Origin of the sequence: Neoluteolibacter marinus (genome assembly GCF_014904755.1) — a bacterium.
Classification (GTDB): Bacteria; Verrucomicrobiota; Verrucomicrobiia; order Verrucomicrobiales; family Akkermansiaceae; genus Haloferula; species Haloferula marina.
This window is the reverse complement of record NZ_JACZFQ010000016.1, coordinates 36,703-53,966: the sequence shown is the minus strand read 5'-3', so window position 1 is coordinate 53,966 and position 17,264 is coordinate 36,703. Positions and strand designations below refer to the sequence as shown.

The 17,264-nt window shown below is 65.2% G+C and carries 13 protein-coding genes; 9 read left to right on the top strand and 4 right to left on the bottom strand.

All coding sequences use genetic code 11. The annotated features are described in order from the left end of the window. Positions 1-107: 107 nt before the first annotated feature. From IG178_RS03975 to IG178_RS03945, 7 genes are all read left to right on the top strand, one after another. A complete protein-coding gene (locus IG178_RS03975) occupies positions 108-563 on the top strand; it encodes a GatB/YqeY domain-containing protein (protein ID WP_193211220.1) in 456 nt (151 codons plus the stop codon). Further along, positions 563-1,222 (top strand): 2-C-methyl-D-erythritol 4-phosphate cytidylyltransferase, encoded by a 660-nt coding sequence (gene ispD / locus IG178_RS03970; RefSeq protein ID WP_193211219.1) that lies wholly within the window; start codon positions 563-565, stop codon positions 1,220-1,222. Before IG178_RS03975 ends, ispD begins: the two co-directional genes overlap by 1 nt. Continuing rightward, the gene (locus IG178_RS03965; RefSeq protein WP_193211218.1) at positions 1,219-2,454 is read left to right on the top strand and encodes a M16 family metallopeptidase; all 1,236 of its coding nucleotides are present in this window, start codon (positions 1,219-1,221) and stop codon (positions 2,452-2,454) included. Before ispD ends, IG178_RS03965 begins: the two co-directional genes overlap by 4 nt. A 79-nt stretch (positions 2,455-2,533) precedes the next feature. Next, positions 2,534-3,691 (top strand): PQQ-dependent sugar dehydrogenase, encoded by a 1,158-nt coding sequence (locus IG178_RS03960; RefSeq protein WP_193211217.1) that lies wholly within the window; start codon positions 2,534-2,536, stop codon positions 3,689-3,691. Positions 3,692-3,962: 271 nt separating this feature from the next. Next, positions 3,963-5,690 carry a biosynthetic-type acetolactate synthase large subunit gene (gene ilvB / locus IG178_RS03955; protein ID WP_193211216.1) on the top strand — a complete coding sequence of 576 codons (1,728 nt, stop codon included), beginning with the start codon at positions 3,963-3,965 and terminating at the stop codon, positions 5,688-5,690. Between the two features lie 104 nt (positions 5,691-5,794). After that, on the top strand, positions 5,795-6,337 hold the full coding sequence (gene ilvN / locus IG178_RS03950; RefSeq protein WP_193211215.1) for an acetolactate synthase small subunit: 543 nt from the start codon (positions 5,795-5,797) through the stop codon (positions 6,335-6,337). A gap of 166 nt (positions 6,338-6,503) precedes the next feature. After that, entirely contained in the window at positions 6,504-7,289 is a 786-nt protein-coding gene (locus IG178_RS03945) for a PEP-CTERM sorting domain-containing protein (protein ID WP_193211214.1), read from the top strand. 57 nt (positions 7,290-7,346) lie between these two features. Here IG178_RS03945 and IG178_RS03940 read toward each other — a convergent pair whose 3' ends face one another. The 4 genes from IG178_RS03940 to IG178_RS03925 form a co-directional block, all read right to left on the bottom strand. Beyond that, on the bottom strand, positions 7,347-7,754 hold the full coding sequence (locus IG178_RS03940; protein WP_226894768.1) for a YkgJ family cysteine cluster protein: 408 nt from the start codon (positions 7,752-7,754) through the stop codon (positions 7,347-7,349). 4 nt (positions 7,755-7,758) lie between these two features. Next, positions 7,759-8,511: a peptidoglycan recognition protein family protein gene (locus tag IG178_RS03935; protein ID WP_226894766.1), complete on the bottom strand. Its 753-nt coding sequence runs from the start codon at positions 8,509-8,511 to the stop codon at positions 7,759-7,761. Between the two features lie 91 nt (positions 8,512-8,602). Then, on the bottom strand, positions 8,603-10,006 hold the full coding sequence (gene sucB, locus IG178_RS03930) for a dihydrolipoyllysine-residue succinyltransferase (RefSeq protein WP_193211213.1): 1,404 nt from the start codon (positions 10,004-10,006) through the stop codon (positions 8,603-8,605). A 47-nt stretch (positions 10,007-10,053) separates the two neighbouring features. Continuing rightward, positions 10,054-12,831: a 2-oxoglutarate dehydrogenase E1 component gene (locus tag IG178_RS03925; protein ID WP_193211212.1), complete on the bottom strand. Its 2,778-nt coding sequence runs from the start codon at positions 12,829-12,831 to the stop codon at positions 10,054-10,056. Positions 12,832-12,975: 144 nt separating this feature from the next. Between IG178_RS03925 and IG178_RS03920 the strand changes: the two genes are divergently transcribed. Continuing rightward, entirely contained in the window at positions 12,976-13,908 is a 933-nt protein-coding gene (locus IG178_RS03920; RefSeq protein ID WP_193211211.1) for an ABC transporter ATP-binding protein, read from the top strand. A gap of 59 nt (positions 13,909-13,967) precedes the next feature. Next, a complete protein-coding gene (locus IG178_RS03915) occupies positions 13,968-17,261 on the top strand; it encodes a PVC-type heme-binding CxxCH protein (protein ID WP_193211210.1) in 3,294 nt (1,097 codons plus the stop codon). Positions 17,262-17,264 lie beyond the last annotated feature (3 nt).

Genomic DNA, 17,264 nt, shown 5'->3' with positions numbered 1-17,264 from the left:
GGATCCCGAAATCGAAGGTTTTGCACCCGGCATCGTCTGCGTCGATGAAGCCGGCCGCCACGAATTCCTCTTTCCCGCCTGCCCCGGCCCGGCTACCTCTGGCCGCCATGAGCGACCTCGCCACCCGCATCCCCGAAGACATCAAAACCGCCATGAAGGCCAAGGACGCCGCCACGCTGAACGTCCTGCGCGCCCTCAAGACGGCCATGACCAATGCCTCGATCGAAAAAGGTCATCTCACCGCGACGCTCGACGACAGCGAGATCAGCGCCCTGATCCGCAAGCAGCTCAAGCAGCGCCAGGACTCCTACGACCAGTTCACCAAGGCCGGTCGCGACGAGCTGGCCGCCACCGAGAAGGCCGAAATGGCGGTGCTCGAGAAGTATCTCCCCTCCGCCCTCACCGCGGACGAGATCGCCGCCATTGTCGAAGCCGCGATCGCGGAAACCGGCGCGTCGTCGAAAGCCGACATGGGCAAGGTGATGAAGGCCGCCCAGGAAAAGGCCGCCGGCCGTGCGGACGGCAAGACCCTGTCCCAGGAAGTCGCCAAACGCCTCGCCTGATGGGCTGCGCCGCGGTCATCGTCGCGTCCGGCAGCAGCCGGCGCATGGGCTTTGACAAGCTCGCCGCCGGGCTCAACGGCACCCCGGTGCTGCTGCACAGCGTGCGCGCCTTCATGGCCGCGGAGGGCATCTCGCGGGTGGTCGTGGTGTGTCCGGAGGACCGCTTCGCCTTGCTCCGCGACCAGGTTTTCCCCAAGCCGCTGACCCGCGTCGACGGCGGTGACCTGCGCCAGGACTCGGTGGCGAGCGGACTGGCGGCCCTCGGCGACGACGACACCTTTGTCGCGATCCATGACGGGGCCCGCCCCCTGATCCGGCCGGACTCCATCGACGCATGCATTGCCGCCGCCCGTAGCTTCGGCGCCGCCGCCATCGGCCGCGAGGTGGCGGACACGCTCAAAAAGTGCGACGCCGAAGGCTTCGCCCGCCATAGCGTCGATCGCACCGGGCTTTGGGCGATGGAGACACCGCAGATCTTCGACCTCGCCCTGCTCCGCCGCGCTTACGCCGAGGTGCAGGATCGCCAGCTGCTGGTCACCGACGAGGTCTCCGCCGTCGAGGCGATCGGGGTGGCGACGAAGCTGATCGCCTCGCCGTTCCCGAATCCCAAGGTGACGGTACCGGCGGACATCCATCTTGCCGAGGCGCTGATGCCATGAGCCGGGCCCGCTATGAAGCCATCGAGATGCCCGGCGGCTTCCGCCTGGCGGTGGCGACCTTGCCCTATTCGGAGTGTTCGGCTTTCTCGATCCATGTTCCCGCCGGCAGCCGCGACGATCCCTCGCGACAGTCCGGCCTCGCCCACTTCGTCGAGCACATGGTGTTCAAGGGCACCTCGCGCCGCGACGCCCGGGCGATCAGCCTGGAAACCGAGGATGTCGGCTCATCGCTGAATGCGTGCACCACCGAGGACCTCGTCACCTACGAGGCCCGTGGCGACGCCGACACCTTGCCGCTGATCGCCGACGTGGTCTCGGACATGGTCTGGAACGCGACCTTCCCGGAGGAAGAGATCGCGCTCGAACGGGAGGTCATCGGCGAGGAAATCGTGATGTACCGCGAAAGCCCGTCGGATCACATCGGCGACCTCATTTCATCGGCCCTGTGGTCGCCGCACCCGCTCGGCGAGCCGGTCGCGGGCAGCGAGGAAAGCATCGCCCGGATCGACCGCAAGGCCATGGTCGGGTTCCGCGACCGCCATCACTTCCGCAAGGACGTGGTGATCGCGGTGGCCAGCCCGCTTTCCGCGGATCAGGTCGCCGCGCTGATTCTGCCGCTGCTCCCGGAAGCCCGCGAGCTTCCCGCCATGCAGCCCTTCGACCCCGCCGCGATCGCCGCCCCGCTTCATCTCACCGACCGGCGCGACACCGAGCAACTCCAGCTTGCGCTCGGATACCGCAGCTGCGGCCGCCGCGATCCGCGCCGCCACGCCCTGCGCCTGCTCGGCATGATCCTCGGCGAAAGCGCCAGCTCGCGCCTGTTCCAGGAACTCCGCGAAAAGCGCGGCCTTTGCTACCAGATTTCCTGCGACGTGAACCTCTTCGATGAAGCCGGCTCGCTCGAGATCCACGCCGGCCTCGCACCGGAATCGCGCGATGAATCGATCGACTGCATCCGCCGCGAGCTCGACGACCTGCGCAACCACGGCCCGCGACCCGGCGAGCTCGAACGTGCCAAGCGGCTGGCCGTGAGCCAGACCAAGATGGCCATGGAAAGCACCGCCTCGCACGCATCGTGGATCGGCGACTGCCTGCTCCAGTATGAGCGCCTGGTCACCCCCGACGAGGTGCGGCTCGAGTGGGACCAGGTCACCCCCGGCCAGATCCAGGAAATCGCCCGCGAGGTCCTCGACGACCGCCGGCTCGCCATCGCGGAGATCCTTCCCGGCTGAGGCGGGCCGCCATCATGGGGCGCGGAGAACGCGCTGGCGGGTTGCGCTCGCCGGGATCCGTCCTAGCCTGCGCCCCATCATGCGTCACCTCTTGCTTGCCGCCGCCTTTGCCACCCTCACCGTCGCCCATGCCAAGCCCGGCGTGGAAACCGTCGCCACCGGCTTTGACCGGCCCGTCTGGGTCGGCGCCCCGGCCCATGTGAAAGACCGGCTTTGGGTCATCGAGCAGGCCGGCAAGATCTGGATCATCGATGCCAAAACCGGCAAGCGCCAGGAGCAGCCGTTCCTGGACATCGTCTCGATGGTCAGCCGCAAGGACAACGAGGAAGGCCTGCTCGGCCTCGCCTTCGCACCCGATTTCGAAAAGAGCGGCCGCTTCTACCTGAACTACGTCGATCACGGCCGCCACACCCGCATTGTCCGGCTCACCGCGGACGGCCCCGATTTCACCAGCGCCGACCCCGGCAGCATGGAGGTGCTGCTTTCCTTCAAGCAGGACTTCGGCAACCACAACGGCGGCTGGACCGACTTCGGCCCGGACAACATGCTCTACATCGGCACCGGCGACGGCGGCGCGGCCAACGATCCGAACCAGCACGCCCAAGCGCTGGACACCTACCTCGGCAAGATCCTGCGTCTCGATGTCTCGCCCCAGAGCGGCTACGAGATCCCCGCCGACAATCCCTTCAGGGACCGGGACGGCGCTAAGCCCGAGATCTGGGCCTATGGCCTGCGCAATCCCTGGCGCAATTCCTTCGACCGCAAGACCGGCGACTTCTGGATCGCCGACGTCGGGCAGAACCATTGGGAGGAGATCGATCACCTGCCCGCCGGCCAGGGCGCGGGCGCGAACTTCGGCTGGCGCCTGCGCGAAGCCGACAAGGAGACGCCGCAAAAGGGAGTCGGGGGCGCCAAGCCGGAAGGCGCGATCGAGCCGGTCCACGTCTATCGCCACGGCAACAAGCCGGACGAGGGTCTTTCGGTGACCGGCGGTTACGTCTATCGCGGCCCGGTCAAGGAGCTTGAGGGCCGCTACATCTTCGGGGACTATAACAACAGGCGGGTGTGGTCGTTCGAGCTCCGCAACGGCAAGGCCGGCCGGCTCAAGGACCACACCGATGATTTCCAGCCGGCAGGCGGGCAGCTCGGCCAGATCACCTCGTTCGGCGAGGATCCGCTCGGCAACGTCTACATCGTCGACCAAGGCGGCCAGATCCTGCGCATCGTCGACAAGTAAACCGCATCCCTCGAGCCGAGAAGCTCCCGTGACGCCCGCCTACCCGGCGGGCGTTTTTTGTGGGGACCGGCTGCATGCCCCGACGCGATGCCGCCCGGGAACCACCAAAATCCGATCACTCACCCCATCCCCGAACCACCCTTTGTCAGAAATCGATCGTTTTTTCGCAAAGCAACACTCACAAAAACCCCAACTTCCCTCAAAAACGGCAATTTTCGCATTGCAAGACCCGGGATTCACACCTACTTCCCGTCGCGAACCCCATTTTCACATGGCCAAGAGCAAGATCGACGGCGCCCAAGCGCTCATCAAAACACTCGACGACCTCGGCATCGAGTACATTTTCGGCTACTCCGGTGGAGCGGCGATTCCCATCTTCGACGCGCTGGAAACGGTCAAGACCAAGATGAAGTTCATCCTGGTCCGCCACGAGCAAGGAGCGGTCCACATGGCCGACGGCTACGCCCGCGCCACCGGCAAGCCGGCCGCCGTCCTCGTCACCTCCGGCCCCGGTGCCGGCAACACCGTGACCGGCCTGATGACCGCGATGATGGACTCGGTCCCGATGATCGTCATCTCCGGTCAGACCGTGACCTGGATGCTCGGCAAGGACGCCTTCCAGGAGGCCGACATCTTCGGTATCACCATTCCGGTGGTGAAGCACAACTACCTGTGCAAGGACACCAATGCGCTGCCCCGGATTGCCCGTGAAGCCTACCACATCGCCACCACCGGCCGCCCCGGTCCGGTGCTGATCGACATTCCGAAGGACATCTCGCAAGGCCCCTTCTCCGGCGACATGAAGGCTCCCTTCGACTTGCCGGGCTACAACCCGGAGTCGGACTTCAAGATCGACCACGACGCGGTCAAGGAAGCCGCCGCCCTGATCGCCAGCGCGAAACGCCCGGTGATCCTCGCCGGCCAGGGCTGCATGATCGCCCGCGCCGACAAGGAACTGCGATACCTTGCCGAAACCCTCAACGCACCGGTCACCACCACCTTGCTCGGCAAGGGCGTGTTCCCGGAAACGCACCCGCTTTCGCTGGGCATGCTCGGTATGCATGGCACCGCCTACGCCAACAAGGCGATGATCGAGTGCGACCTGCTGCTCAGCATCGGTTCGCGCTTCGATGACCGCATCATCGGCCAGCCTTCCAAGTTCTGCAAGGACGCCAAGATCATCCACATCGACATCGATCCCGCCGAAGCCGGCAAGATGATCAAGCCCGACGTCATGATCGTCGGCGACGCCAAGGCCGCGCTCACGGAGATCAACGAAAAGATCGGCCCGCTCGAAACCGCCGATTGGCTGACCAAGCTCGACGGCTACAAGAAGAAGTTCCCGCTCGGCTACAAGAAGCAGGGCGGCCTGCGGATGCAGCAGGTGATCGACGAGCTCTACCAGCTCACCGAAGGCAAGGCGATCGTCTCCACCGACGTCGGCCAGCACCAGATGTGGGCGGCCCAGTTCTACCGCAACCACGAGTCGTTCCATTGGCTCTCCTCGGGTGGCGCCGGCACCATGGGCTTCGGTTTCCCGGCCGCCATCGGCGCGCAACTCGCCCATCCGGAGAAGACCGTCATCTCGATCTCCGGCGACGGCGGCTTCCAGATGACCCTGTTCGAACTCGCGACGGCGCAGATCCACAAGCTGCCGATCAAGATCGTCGTCCTCAACAACCACTACCTCGGCATGGTCCGCCAGTGGCAGGAGCTGTTCTACGAGGACCGCACCTCCGGTGTGGACCTCGTCGGCAACCCGGACTTCTGCAAGCTGGCCGCCGCCTACGGCATCCCCTCGGTCTACATCAAGCGCCCGGCGGACGTCACCAAGCAGCTCGAGAAGGCGCTCGCCTACAACGACGGCCCGATCCTGATCCACGCCGAGTGCGTGAAGACCGACAACGTCTTCCCGATGATACCCGCCGGGGCCGCCCTCGAGGACATGATCACCGAGGCGCCGAAGTCCAAGATGGCCAAGCCGGTCGGTTCGACCTGAGCCGGCCCCGGGCACGGCCACAGGGTGGAGGGCTCCAGTGCCCTCCTCCCTGGCCCGGCCCCGTCATCTTCTTGCACGAATTACCTCTGTCCTCTTCCCTTTCCGTGAAATCCATCATCACCACCGACACGCCCGTGGATATCCCCGCCAAGGCCCAAGGCCCGACCCATACGCTTTCGATCCTCGTCAACAACGAGCCCGGAGTTCTCATGCGCATCTGCCAGGTGTTTTCCCGGCGCGGCTTCAACATCGACTCGCTCGTGGTCTCCGAAGGCCGCAACGCGAACTTCTCGCGGATGACCATCGGCATCAGCGGCGACCCGCAGGGCCTCGACCAGATCATCAAGCAGGTCTCCAAGCTGATCGATGTCATCCATTGCTTCGAGCACACCTCGGACGACTCGGTGACCAAGGAGATGATCATGATCAAGATCCAGTGCTCGCCGGCCGAACGTTCGCAAGCGCTGCAGATCACCGAGCATTTCACCGGCAAAACCGTCGATCTGACCCCGGTGTCGATGATCGTCATGATCACCGGCGACACCGTGAAGATCGACGCCGCGGTGGTCATGTTCTCCCAGTTCGAGATCATCGAAACGGTCCGCACCGGCAAGGTGGTGATGGCCCGCGGCGAGCAGGCGACCTGACCGTCGTCCTGCAACGATCGGATTTCGACCGGCTTCCTGCCTCCTTGGCGGGAAGCCGGTCTCGTTTTCAGCGCAACGCTTTCGTCACAAGGCGCAAAAACGGCTTCACCCGTGGCACCTGAACTGCTCCGATGCGGGCTTGTCGTTTTAAAAACCACCTCCAGTCATGAACCTCCGGTCCTCCCTTTGTTTCCCCTTCGCTTTCCTCTCGGTGACTTCGGCCTCTTTTGCGGCCATTACCTACGACGGTTTCGATTACACGGCAGGGACGACCTTGGAGGCGGCTGCCGACTGGGCTCCACTGAACTCGGGGACGGCACCAACGGTCGTGTCGGGAAATCTCTCCGTCGCGGGGTTGCAGGCCTCGAGCGGAAACATGGTCTCCTTTCCCGGCGGGAACTTCCAGGAAGCCATCGGATCGCTGGATAGTTTCACGGCGGGAACGGTCTACTATTCCTTCGCGTTCCAACTCAGCTCCGCCCCGACCTCCGCGACCTATTCATTTGCCCTTGCCACCGGCAACACCAACTACGGCGCGCCTGTTTTCCTCCAGGCATCGGGATCCGGTTTCCAGATCGGTCTCGCAAACCGGTCATCGGGATCCACCGTCAGCTATGACTCGACCGAGTTCGCACTGAACACGACCATTTTCCTGGTAGGTTCCTACACCTTCAACTCGGGCACGGGGGACGATGTCTCACAACTTTGGATCAATCCCAGTAATTCGTTTTTCGGTGACGAAACCGCCCCGTCGGCAACCCTCACCGCAAGCGGTGGAAACGATCTCGCAGGGATCACCCAGTTCTTGCTTCGAGGCGCCAGCGGATCCCCTGCGGGCAACCTGGACGAACTCCGGGTCGGAACTTCCTGGGCAGCGGTTACCGTTCCGGAACCTGCCACCGCGCTCCTCGGAGCCTTTGGATTGATCGCATTGATTCGCCGTCGTCGCTGAACCGGCGACGCTTCAGGAGGCCCGGCATGCATCCGCGTCCCGGGCCTTTTCGTGCCCTCAGACCCAACCCTTCTCCCGCGCCTCCGCCATCGGGATGGGCACGGCCTCGCAAACGTTCCGCCATCCGGGGAAGTTCCACTTGTTCGGGAAACCCGCGCACTGCTCGGGCTTGACCGTATGGATGCGGCAGCCGCCGTCTTCCAGCATGATGCACTCGTGGTTCTCCTTTTCGATCAACGAGAGGCCGTTGCGGTTCGTCCTGAGACGTGTGTAGCGGCCGATGAAGTCATCCTCGCTCATTCCAAGAAAGGCCGCGATCGGGGCAATCTCGTCCTCTTCGATCCGGACATCACCGGGCCACTTGCAGCACGCGGTGCACCGCTGGCAGACGTAGAAGGTCGCAGGGTCGAGCATCACCTCCCGGTTGCCCGGGCTGCCATGCGAGGGCTCACGTGATGTCGCCATGGATTCAGCGCGCAGCCACGGTGCTCTGGTAGGCATTCCGGTAGTAGTAATTCACCCTGCCAAGGAAAGTCCGCCATTTCGCCCCGGGCCGGCCATTGTCCAAAAGGAAATGCGGGCAGTTCTTGTTCGGCGGATTTTTGCTGGGACGCGGCCAGTGGTAGTGCGGAACCACGTTGCTGAGCGGGATGCCATTGTCGTGCATCAGCTTCGCGGTCAGCATCGCCGTGCGCTCGATCGTCGTCCTGATACTGCTGCCACGGTGCTCGCACATTTCGATCCCGATCGAAAGCCGGTTGCCGGGGCCGCCGAAGTCCGCGTGCTCGCCTTGCTCGCTGACCGGCATGTGCTGGATCGCGACGCGGTCGTCCACCGTGAAATGCCAAATCAGGTAGCCGATGCGGTTCCCGCCGCGGCGGATCGGCGAGCGCAGGGCGCCGCGCTTGAGGGCGAGCGAATGACGTTCCGCGTCCGCCGAGTAGTTTTGGGTCGAGTGGATCGTGATGTAGCGCGGCTTCATCGGCCTCACCACCCTGCGGCCATGGGTGCCACGCGGCACCATGTCGACCTTGAGATTGATGCGGCGGTTGAGGTCGGCGGCCGAGCTAGCGGTCGATACCGTCTGCACCGCGCCCCCCGGCGCCGGGACGCCCCACATGCCCACGATTTCATCCGACTGCCCGGGCAATGGGCTCACCTGGCTACAGTGGAAACTGGCGCCCGCGAGGACCATCAGCAGCACCACGAAAGGAAATTTCATGGATCGAGCCCATACCATGCTCCCGATTCCCCGTGAAGCCCGAAGAATCAGGGATTCCAAATCATCCGAACTTCAACGGGCATTGCCGCCTTCACATCTCCAGCATCATCCGGGTCGGATTCTCGATGCAGTCCTTGATGCGGATCAGGAACGTGACGGCCTCCTTGCCGTCCACGAGGCGGTGATCGTAGCTCATCGCGAGGTACATCATCGGGCGAATGACCACCTGGCCGTCGACGGCGACCGGACGCTGCTGGATGGTGTGCATGCCGAGGATGCCGCTTTGTGGCGGGTTGAGGATCGGCGTGCTGAGCAACGAACCGTAGGTGCCGCCGTTGGAGATGGTGTAAACGCCGCCTTGCAGGTCATCGATGGTGATCTTCCCCTCCTTGGCCCGCATGGCGTAGTTGAGGATGTCCTGCTCGATCTCGGCGAAGCTCTTCTTGTCGGCATCGCGGATGACCGGAACCATCAGGCCCTTGTCGGTACCGATGGCGACGCCGATATCGTAGAAGTGATTCTGAACGATGTCCTGGCCATCGATCATCCCGTTGACCTGCGGAACGTCCTTCAATGCTTGCACCACGGCTTTGACGAAGAAGGACATGAAGCCGAGCTTCACGCCGTGCTTCTTGACGAAGTCCTCCTGGACCGACTTGCGCAGTCCCATCACGGCGGACATGTCCACTTCATTGAAGGTGGTCAGGATCGCCGCGGTTTGCTGGGCGTTGACGAGGTGCGTCGCGATCTTGCGGCGCAGCATGCTCATCTTCTTGCGGGTGGTGCGGCCGTCTGAAACGGCTTCAGAGGCCTGCGGGGCAGCCGGCTTCGGGAGCGACGGGGGCATCTCGAAAGTGCGGGGCTTCGGGGCCTCCACTGGAGCAGGAGCGGCTTTCGCCTCGGCGGCCGCCGGAGCGGGGGCGGCTGCGGCGGGAGCTGCTGCCGGGGCGTCGCCGACGGTAATCCGGGCGACCACGGTGCCGATCGACACCTCGTTGCCTTCTGAAACCAGGATCTTCAGCGTGCCGGACGCCTCGGCCTCGAGTTCGCTGGAGACCTTGTCGGTTTCCAGGGTGACCAGCACCTCGCCCTTCTTGACGAGTTCGCCGTCCCCCTTGTGCCAGCTGGCGACGTTCGCGGAGGTGATCGACTCGCCGGCGGCGGGAACTTTCACCTCAACGACCTCGCCTACGGCGGAAGGCTTCTCGACCGGGGCCGCCGGTTGAGCAGCGGGGGCTTCGCCACCTTGCGCGGCGGTTGCGCTTTCCTCGAGCTTCGCGATCACGGTTCCGATCGCGACTTCCTCGCCTTCGCCGACCATGATGTGCAGCACGCCGTCCGCTTCCGCTTCGAGTTCGCTGGAGACCTTGTCGGTCTCGAGCGTCACGAGAACCTCGCCCTTGCGGACACTTTCTCCTTCTTGCTTGTGCCAGCGGGCGACATTGGCGGAGGTGATGGATTCACCGGCGGCGGGGACTTTGACGTCGAGGGACATGGGGAATTGTTAGAAAAAATCGGGAAGCGGATGATCCGGGGCCGGACTCAGACTTGGAACGCGGCTTCGATGAGCGACTTCTGCTCGTGGTAGTGCTTGGCCTTGGAACCGGCGGCCGGGCTGGAAGCGCGGTCGCGGCCGGCGTAGCGGACACGGCGGTCGAGCGCCTTCTCCAGGCGCGGGAAGATGTAGGACCAAGCGCCCATGTTGAGCGGTTCTTCCTGGCACCAGACGAATTTCGAAGCGGCCGGGTACTGGCTGACCAGCGCCTCGATGAGCTCCCGGTGGAACGGATAGAGCTGCTCGATGCGCAGGATGGCGACGTTCTTGATGCCCTGCTCCTCGCGGTAGGCGGCGAGGTCGTAGTAGACCTTGCCGGTGCAGAAGATCACGCGGCCGACCTGCATCGGATCCTCGAAGTGCATCGGGTCCGGCAAAACTTCCTGGAAGCAGGAGCCCTCGAGGAAGTCGGCTTCGGTCGAGACCGCTTCCGGCCGGGTCAGCAGGCTCTTGGGAGTCATCACGACCAACGGCTTGCGGAATCCCCGCAGCTTCTGGCGGCGCAGCGCGTGGAAGTACTGGGCCGGCGTGGTGAAGTTGCCGACCACCATGTTCTTGTCGGCGCAGAGCTGCAGGAAGCGCTCGAGGCGGGCGCTGGAATGCTCCGGGCCCATCCCTTCGTAGCCGTGGGGCAGCAGCAGGGTCAGGTCGGTCGGCGTCTGCCACTTCGACTCCGCCGAGGAGATGAACTGGTCGATGATGACCTGGGCGCCGTTGGAGAAGTCCCCGAACTGGGCTTCCCACATGGTCAGCATGTTCGGCGCTCCGATCGAGTAGCCGTAGTCGAAGCCGAGCACCGCGAATTCCGACAGGAAGGAATTGTAGACGCAGAACTTCGCCTGGGTGGGGCTGACATGCTCGAGCGGAATGTAGCGGGCGCGGGTCTCGGAATCGTAGAAGACCGCGTGGCGGTGCGAGAAGGTGCCACGGCGGCAATCCTGACCGGACAAGCGGACCTGGTGGCCTTCGGCCAGCAGGGCACCCCACGCCAGCGACTCGGCGAAGGCCCAATCAATCGGACCACCGTTCTGGAGCGCTTCCTGGCGGCGCGGGATGAAGCGCTTGGCGAGGGTCGGGTGGATGTTGAAGCCCTCGGGGACCGTGGTGAGCACCCGGCCGACGTGCTGCAGGACATCGCGCGAGATCCCGGTCGGCACCGGGGCGTGATTGTAGTCCGGCTGGGCGACGGCGGTGGATCCGCTGAAGACACTGCGGTCACCCGCGGCCTGCATTTCCAGCATCCGCGCGTGGCCGGCCTCGTAGCGGTCCCAGATTTCCTTTTCGATCTGGTCGGCTTGTTCCTGGGAAAGGGTTCCCTGCTCGACGAGCTGCCTCTTGTACATCTGGCCGATCGTCAGGCGATCCTGGATATGGCGGTAGATGTGCGGCTGGGTGAACGCGGCCTGGTCGGTCTCGTTGTGCCCCTGGCGGCGGTAGCAATACATGTCGATCACCACGTCGCGGCCGAACTGCTGGCGGAACTCGAGGGCGAACTGGGCGGCCCAGTAGAGTTCCATCGGCTCCTCGCCGTTCACGTGGAGGATCGGAGCCTCGACCATCTTCGCCACGTCGGTGGCGTAGGCGGACGAGCGAGCATCGGCCGGCATCGTGGTGAAACCGATCTGGTTGTTGATGACCAGATGGATCGTGCCGCCGGTGCGGTAGCCCGGCAGCTGGGAAAGGTTGAGGCATTCGGCGACCGAACCCTGGCCGGCAAAGGCGGCGTCGCCGTGAAGCAGGATCGGCAGCACCCGCTTGCGGTCGGTGGCCACGCCGTCGTCGCCGAGGATGCGCTGGCGGGCGCGGGCCTTGCCCTCGACCACCGCGTTGACGGCCTCGAGGTGGCTGGGGTTGGCGGCGAGACTAACCCGGACCTGGCCGTCGGGCAGGTCGCGGATGCTCTCGTAGCCGAGGTGATACTTCACGTCGCCATCCCCGGCGACGAGGTCGGGCATGTAGTTCGGCGTGAATTCGTAAAGGATCGTGGTCAGCGACTTGCGGACGAAGTTCGCCAGCACGTTGAGGCGGCCGCGGTGGGCCATCCCCATCTCGATTTCCAGCACCCCCGCGGATGGGCACTTCTCGAGGATCGCATTGAGCACCACCATGGCGCCTTCACCGCCCTCGAGCGAGAAGCGCTTCTCGCCGAGGAACTTCTTACCGAGGAAATTCTCGAAGCTTTCGGCTTCGATCAACCACCCGAGCGCGCGGGCCATGCGGTCGGACGGATCCGCCTCGCGCAGGGCGTGGGCCTCGATCCTGTGCCGCACCCAGTTGCGCACCGCGGTGTTGTGGATGTGGGTGAACTCGAAGCCGATGAAGCCGGAGTAGGTGGCTTCCAGCGCCGCGACCATGTCGCGCAGCTTCATCTTCGCCCCGTCCCGGAACAGCGGGTTCGAGGCCTCGCGGTCGAAATCGGCCTCGGAGAAGCCGAATTGGTCCAGGTTGAGCCGCGGGTTCCGCTCGGGGCGGTCCGACAGCGGGTTGATGTGGGCCTGCGTGTGGCCCAGGGTGCGGAAATTGTAAACCAGGCTGACCACCTTGCCGTAGAAATCCAGGTCGCTCTCCGCCACGGGAGTTCCGGGAGCCGGCGCCGCCGCAGCCACGGCGTCCCCGGGGCGCGGCTTGGTCTGGGCAACCCCCAGTTCGAAGCCTTCGAAGAATGCGGCCCAAGCAGGGTCGACCGAGCGGGAATCAGCGCACCAGAGTGCGTATTGTTCCTCGAGGAGGTCCGCATTGAAGCGGGCGGAAACCGACGATTTCATGAGCGGCAGATTCGGGTGGCCGCGAGAGATTGCGGAAATTCCCGCTTGGCCCCTCGCGCGCAGCGCTTAGGTAAAAGGCCGCCCCGGACCCGTCAACGCACAAGGCCGGATTTCCGGTGAATTTCATTCCGTAGCCCCATGACCATGATCGAAGTCCGCGACCTGACCAAGAGCTTCGCCCGCCACACCGCGGTCCGCGGCATCGACTTCAATGTCGAGAAGGGGGAAATCGTCGGCTTCCTCGGCCCCAACGGCGCCGGCAAGACCACCACCCTGAGGATGCTCACCGGCTACCTTCCGCCAACCTCGGGAAGCGCACGGATCGCCGGCTTCGACATCTTCCGGCAGTCCCTCGAAGCCCGCCGCAACATCGGCTACATGCCGGAGAACGTCCCGCTCTACGACGACATGCGGGTCCGCGAGTACCTGAAATACCGGGCGACCCTCAAGGGCCTCTCCAACCGCGACGCCCGCCGGCGGGTCAACGAGGTCATCGACACCTGCGGGCTCGAGGGCGTCCGCCGCAAGATGATCAAGGTGCTTTCCAAAGGCTACCGCCAACGGGTCGGCCTGGCCGACGCCCTCGTCCACGAGCCCGGCTTGCTGATCCTCGACGAACCGACCAACGGGTTGGATCCGAACCAGATCCGCCAGATCCGCGACCTGATCAAGCGGCTCTCCGAACAGCACACCATCCTGCTTTCGACCCACATTCTCCACGAGGTCGAGATGACCTGCGGCCGGGTGATCATCATCGACAGCGGCACCATCAAGGCCCAGGACACCCCGCAGAATCTCGTCGCCGGCATGCGCGCCGCCGGCCGGGTCCACGCCGAGATCGCAGGCGACGCCGAGGTCATCTCCCCCGCCCTGCAGCGCCTCGACCACGTCAAACGGGTCACCGCCGAAGCCCTGGAGGACGGCTGGACCCACTACGAGGTCCTCGTCGATTCCGGAACCGACGCTCGCGAAAGGATTCACGACCTGGTCTCCCAGTATGGCTGGCCGCTGCGCAGCCTGCACCGCAAGGACGCCACCCTGGAGGATGTCTTCGTCGAGTTGACCCGCCGCGACTGAGCGAACCTACCCATCTGGTTTGACAACCGCCCCCCCGGCCGCCGCGTAATGGGCGCCTCGTGAAGGTTTTCATCCCTGCCCTGCTGCTGACCGCTCTCCAGGCGGCGCCCGAGTCCTACCCGTGCAAAGACGGCCTGGTCCGCACGCTGGTCGCCCGGGAACCCCTGATTACCAACCCGGTCGCCGTGGCGGTTGACACCGATGGCTCGGTCCTTGTCACCGAGACGACCCGGCGGAAGGTCGCCGACATCGACATCCGCGAGGTCACCTGGTGGATCCCCGACGATCTTTCGCACACCTCGGTCGATGAGAAGCGGGACTTTTTCCACCGGAACGTCACCAGCAGCCGATTCAAGAACCACCCCTCGGTCAAGGATCACAACCGCGACGGTCGCATCGACTGGAAGGACCTCACGTTTCACAGCGAGAAGATCCACCGCCTGACCGATACCGACGGCGACGGCGTCGCCGACAAGAGCACCCTCTTCGCGGAAGGCTTCAACACCGAGGTCACCGGCATCGCCGCCGGCGTCCTGGCCCGCCGCGGCGACGTCTACGCGACCATCGCCCCCGACCTCTGGAAGTTGCGCGACAACGACGGCGACGGCGTTGCCGACGAGCGCACGTCGCTCGCCCACGGCTTCGGCTTTCACATCAACTACGCCGGGCACGACATGCACGGCTTGACCTTCGGACCCGACGGCAAGGTCTACTGGACGATCGGCGACAAGGGCACCAACGTCACCTCCGGCGAGACCCGCTGGATCTATCCTCACGAAGGCGCCCTGCTCCGCTGCAATCCCGACGGCACGGATTTCGAGGTCTTCGCCCGCGGCCTGCGCAACGTCCAGGAAATCGCCTTCGATGACCACGGCAACATCTTCGGCGTCGACAACGACTCCGACCAGAAGGGCGAGAAGGAGCGGCTGCTTTACATCGTCGAGGGCTCGGACACCGGCTGGCGGGCCTACTACCAATACCGGGGCGGTAAGTACAACCCGTGGATGGCCGAGCGCATCGCCTTTCCCGACGGCGACGACCGCCCGGCGTCGATCCTGCCGCCGCTGGCGCTCTACCTCGATGGCCCCAGCGGCTTCGCCTACAATCCCGGCACCGCCCTCAACGAACGCTACCGCGGTCATTTCTTCCTCACCCAGTTCCCGGCGGGAAAGATCAACGCCTTCAAGCTCGAGCCCGAGGGTGCCGCCTACCGGATCGCCGGCGACCAACTGATGGCCGGCGGCGCCGCCTTCACCGGCTGCAATTTCGGTCCCGACGGCGCGCTCTACGTCGCCGACTGGGGCGGCGGGTATCCGCTCAACGACAAGGGAGCGGTCTGGAAGATCGACGACCCGCAGGAAGCCGGGAGCGCAACAAGAAAGGAAGTCGCGGCGTTCCTGAAAGAGGGCCCCTCGAAGGTCACCGAAGTAGAACTCGTCAAGCGCCTCGCCCATCGGGACCAGCGCGTCCGGCTCGACGCCCAGTGGGAACTTGCCGAGCGGAAGAGCTGGGATGCACTGGTGCTGGTCGCCGCTTCCCCCGACGCTGCCCTCCTCGCGCGCATCCACGCGCTGTGGGCGCTGTCGCAGGGAAAGCGTTTCGACGGCAAACTGTTCCGCCGCCTCTCGGAATCCGACAATCCCGAGATTCGCGCCCAAGCCGCGAAGTGGGCGGGTGATTGTGGCCCTCCTGTTCCGGACCTCGGCCCGCTTCTCGCCGACCCTTCGGCCCGGGTCCGACTCCAAGCGGCGCTTTCGGTGGGGCGGCTTCGCGCGAACATCCTGCTTCCCGAAATCGTCACCATGCTCGCGGAGAACGACAACAAGGACCGCTACTTGTCCCACGCCGGTGCCCATGCGTTGCGGGAGGCCGGAGCCTATGATCCCGAGGTCCTTTCGGCGGCCGCCGGCCACCCTTCGAGATCGGTCCGCCTCGCCGTGACCGTAGGCATCCGGAATATCCTTCAGGATCAGGTCCGGCAGGTCATGACCTCCGGCGCGGGAGGATCAGGTCTCGATCCCGCGCCACACATCAACACCTTGGAACGGCTGCTTCTGGATTCGGATCCCTACGTTGCTGCCGAAGCCGCCCGCGCGATCTACGAGTCCCCCGGAATCCAGCCGGCCTTCCCGGCTCTGGCTTCGATGCTGGAGACGCGGCGGGCTGCCAGGCCTTCCGCCCTGCGCCGCGCGATCTCCGCCAATCGCCGGATCGGTGACGAAGCCTCGCTTCTCCGTCTCGCGCGCTTCGCGGCCAACGAATCTACCCCCATCCCGCTCCGCGTAGCGGCGCTCGAGGCCCTCGCCAGCGCGAAATCGCGGGAGCCGCTGGACGCGGTCGACGGCCACTACGCGCCGCTTGAACCCCTGGAGGTCGCAGCCCCCGTGGTCGCGAGGATCGCCGCGACCCTCACCCCGGCGTCCGGAAATCAGGAACTGGCCAAGCAAGTCGCCTCCGCGCTCGACGCTCTCGGCGCGAAGCACGACGACGCTGCCCTGACCGGGCAAGCACTCGACCCGGAGCTCGACCCCGACCTGCGGCTCGCCGCGCTCCGCCACCTGAAAGACAGCGGGGCGGAAAAGTGGGGCGACACCGCCCTGGCGATGCTCAAGCAGGACGCCCCCGCCCTGCGCCCGCAGGTTGCCGGCATGCTTGCCACCGAACGGGCCGCCGCCGCCATGAGCTACATCAAACACGTCGGCCTCAAGTCCCCCGACCTCGCCGAGCGCCAGGCGGTGGTGCGCCTGCTGCCGTCGATGGATGGCGCAAAGCCGGTGCTCGACGCATTGCTGGCTGACCTGCGCTCCGGCAAACTGGACCCGGCGCTGCAACTGGAGGTATTGGAAAGCGCCGAGGCACTCCAACTTGACGACGTGCACGCGACCCGCGCCGGCCTCGCCGCCGGAGGGTTCCCGGGCAAGTGGGCATTCGCCCTCTCCGGCGGGGATGCGGCCGCGGGCCGCAAGGTCTTCGAGGAGAATCTCGCCTCCAACTGCACCGCCTGCCACCGCATCGGCGAGGAAGGGTCCAATGTCGGCCCGCCCTTGACCCACGCGGGAGCCAAGGGAGGCCGCTACTTGTTGGAGTCGCTGGTCAGCCCGCAGGCAAAGATCGCTTCCGGCTTCGGGTTGATGACGATCACCCGCAAGGATGGCAGCGTGGCCGCCGGAGCCTTCCTCGAGGAAAAAGACCACAAGCTCGCGCTCTCCCAACCCGACGGAAGCCGCCTGGAAGTTCCGCTGGAGGACATCGCCACCAAGACCGAACCGGTCAGCACCATGCCGCCGATGGGCGACATCCTGAAGCCCACGGAGCTCCGCGACCTGGTTGCGTTCCTCTCCTCCTTGAAATAGCGG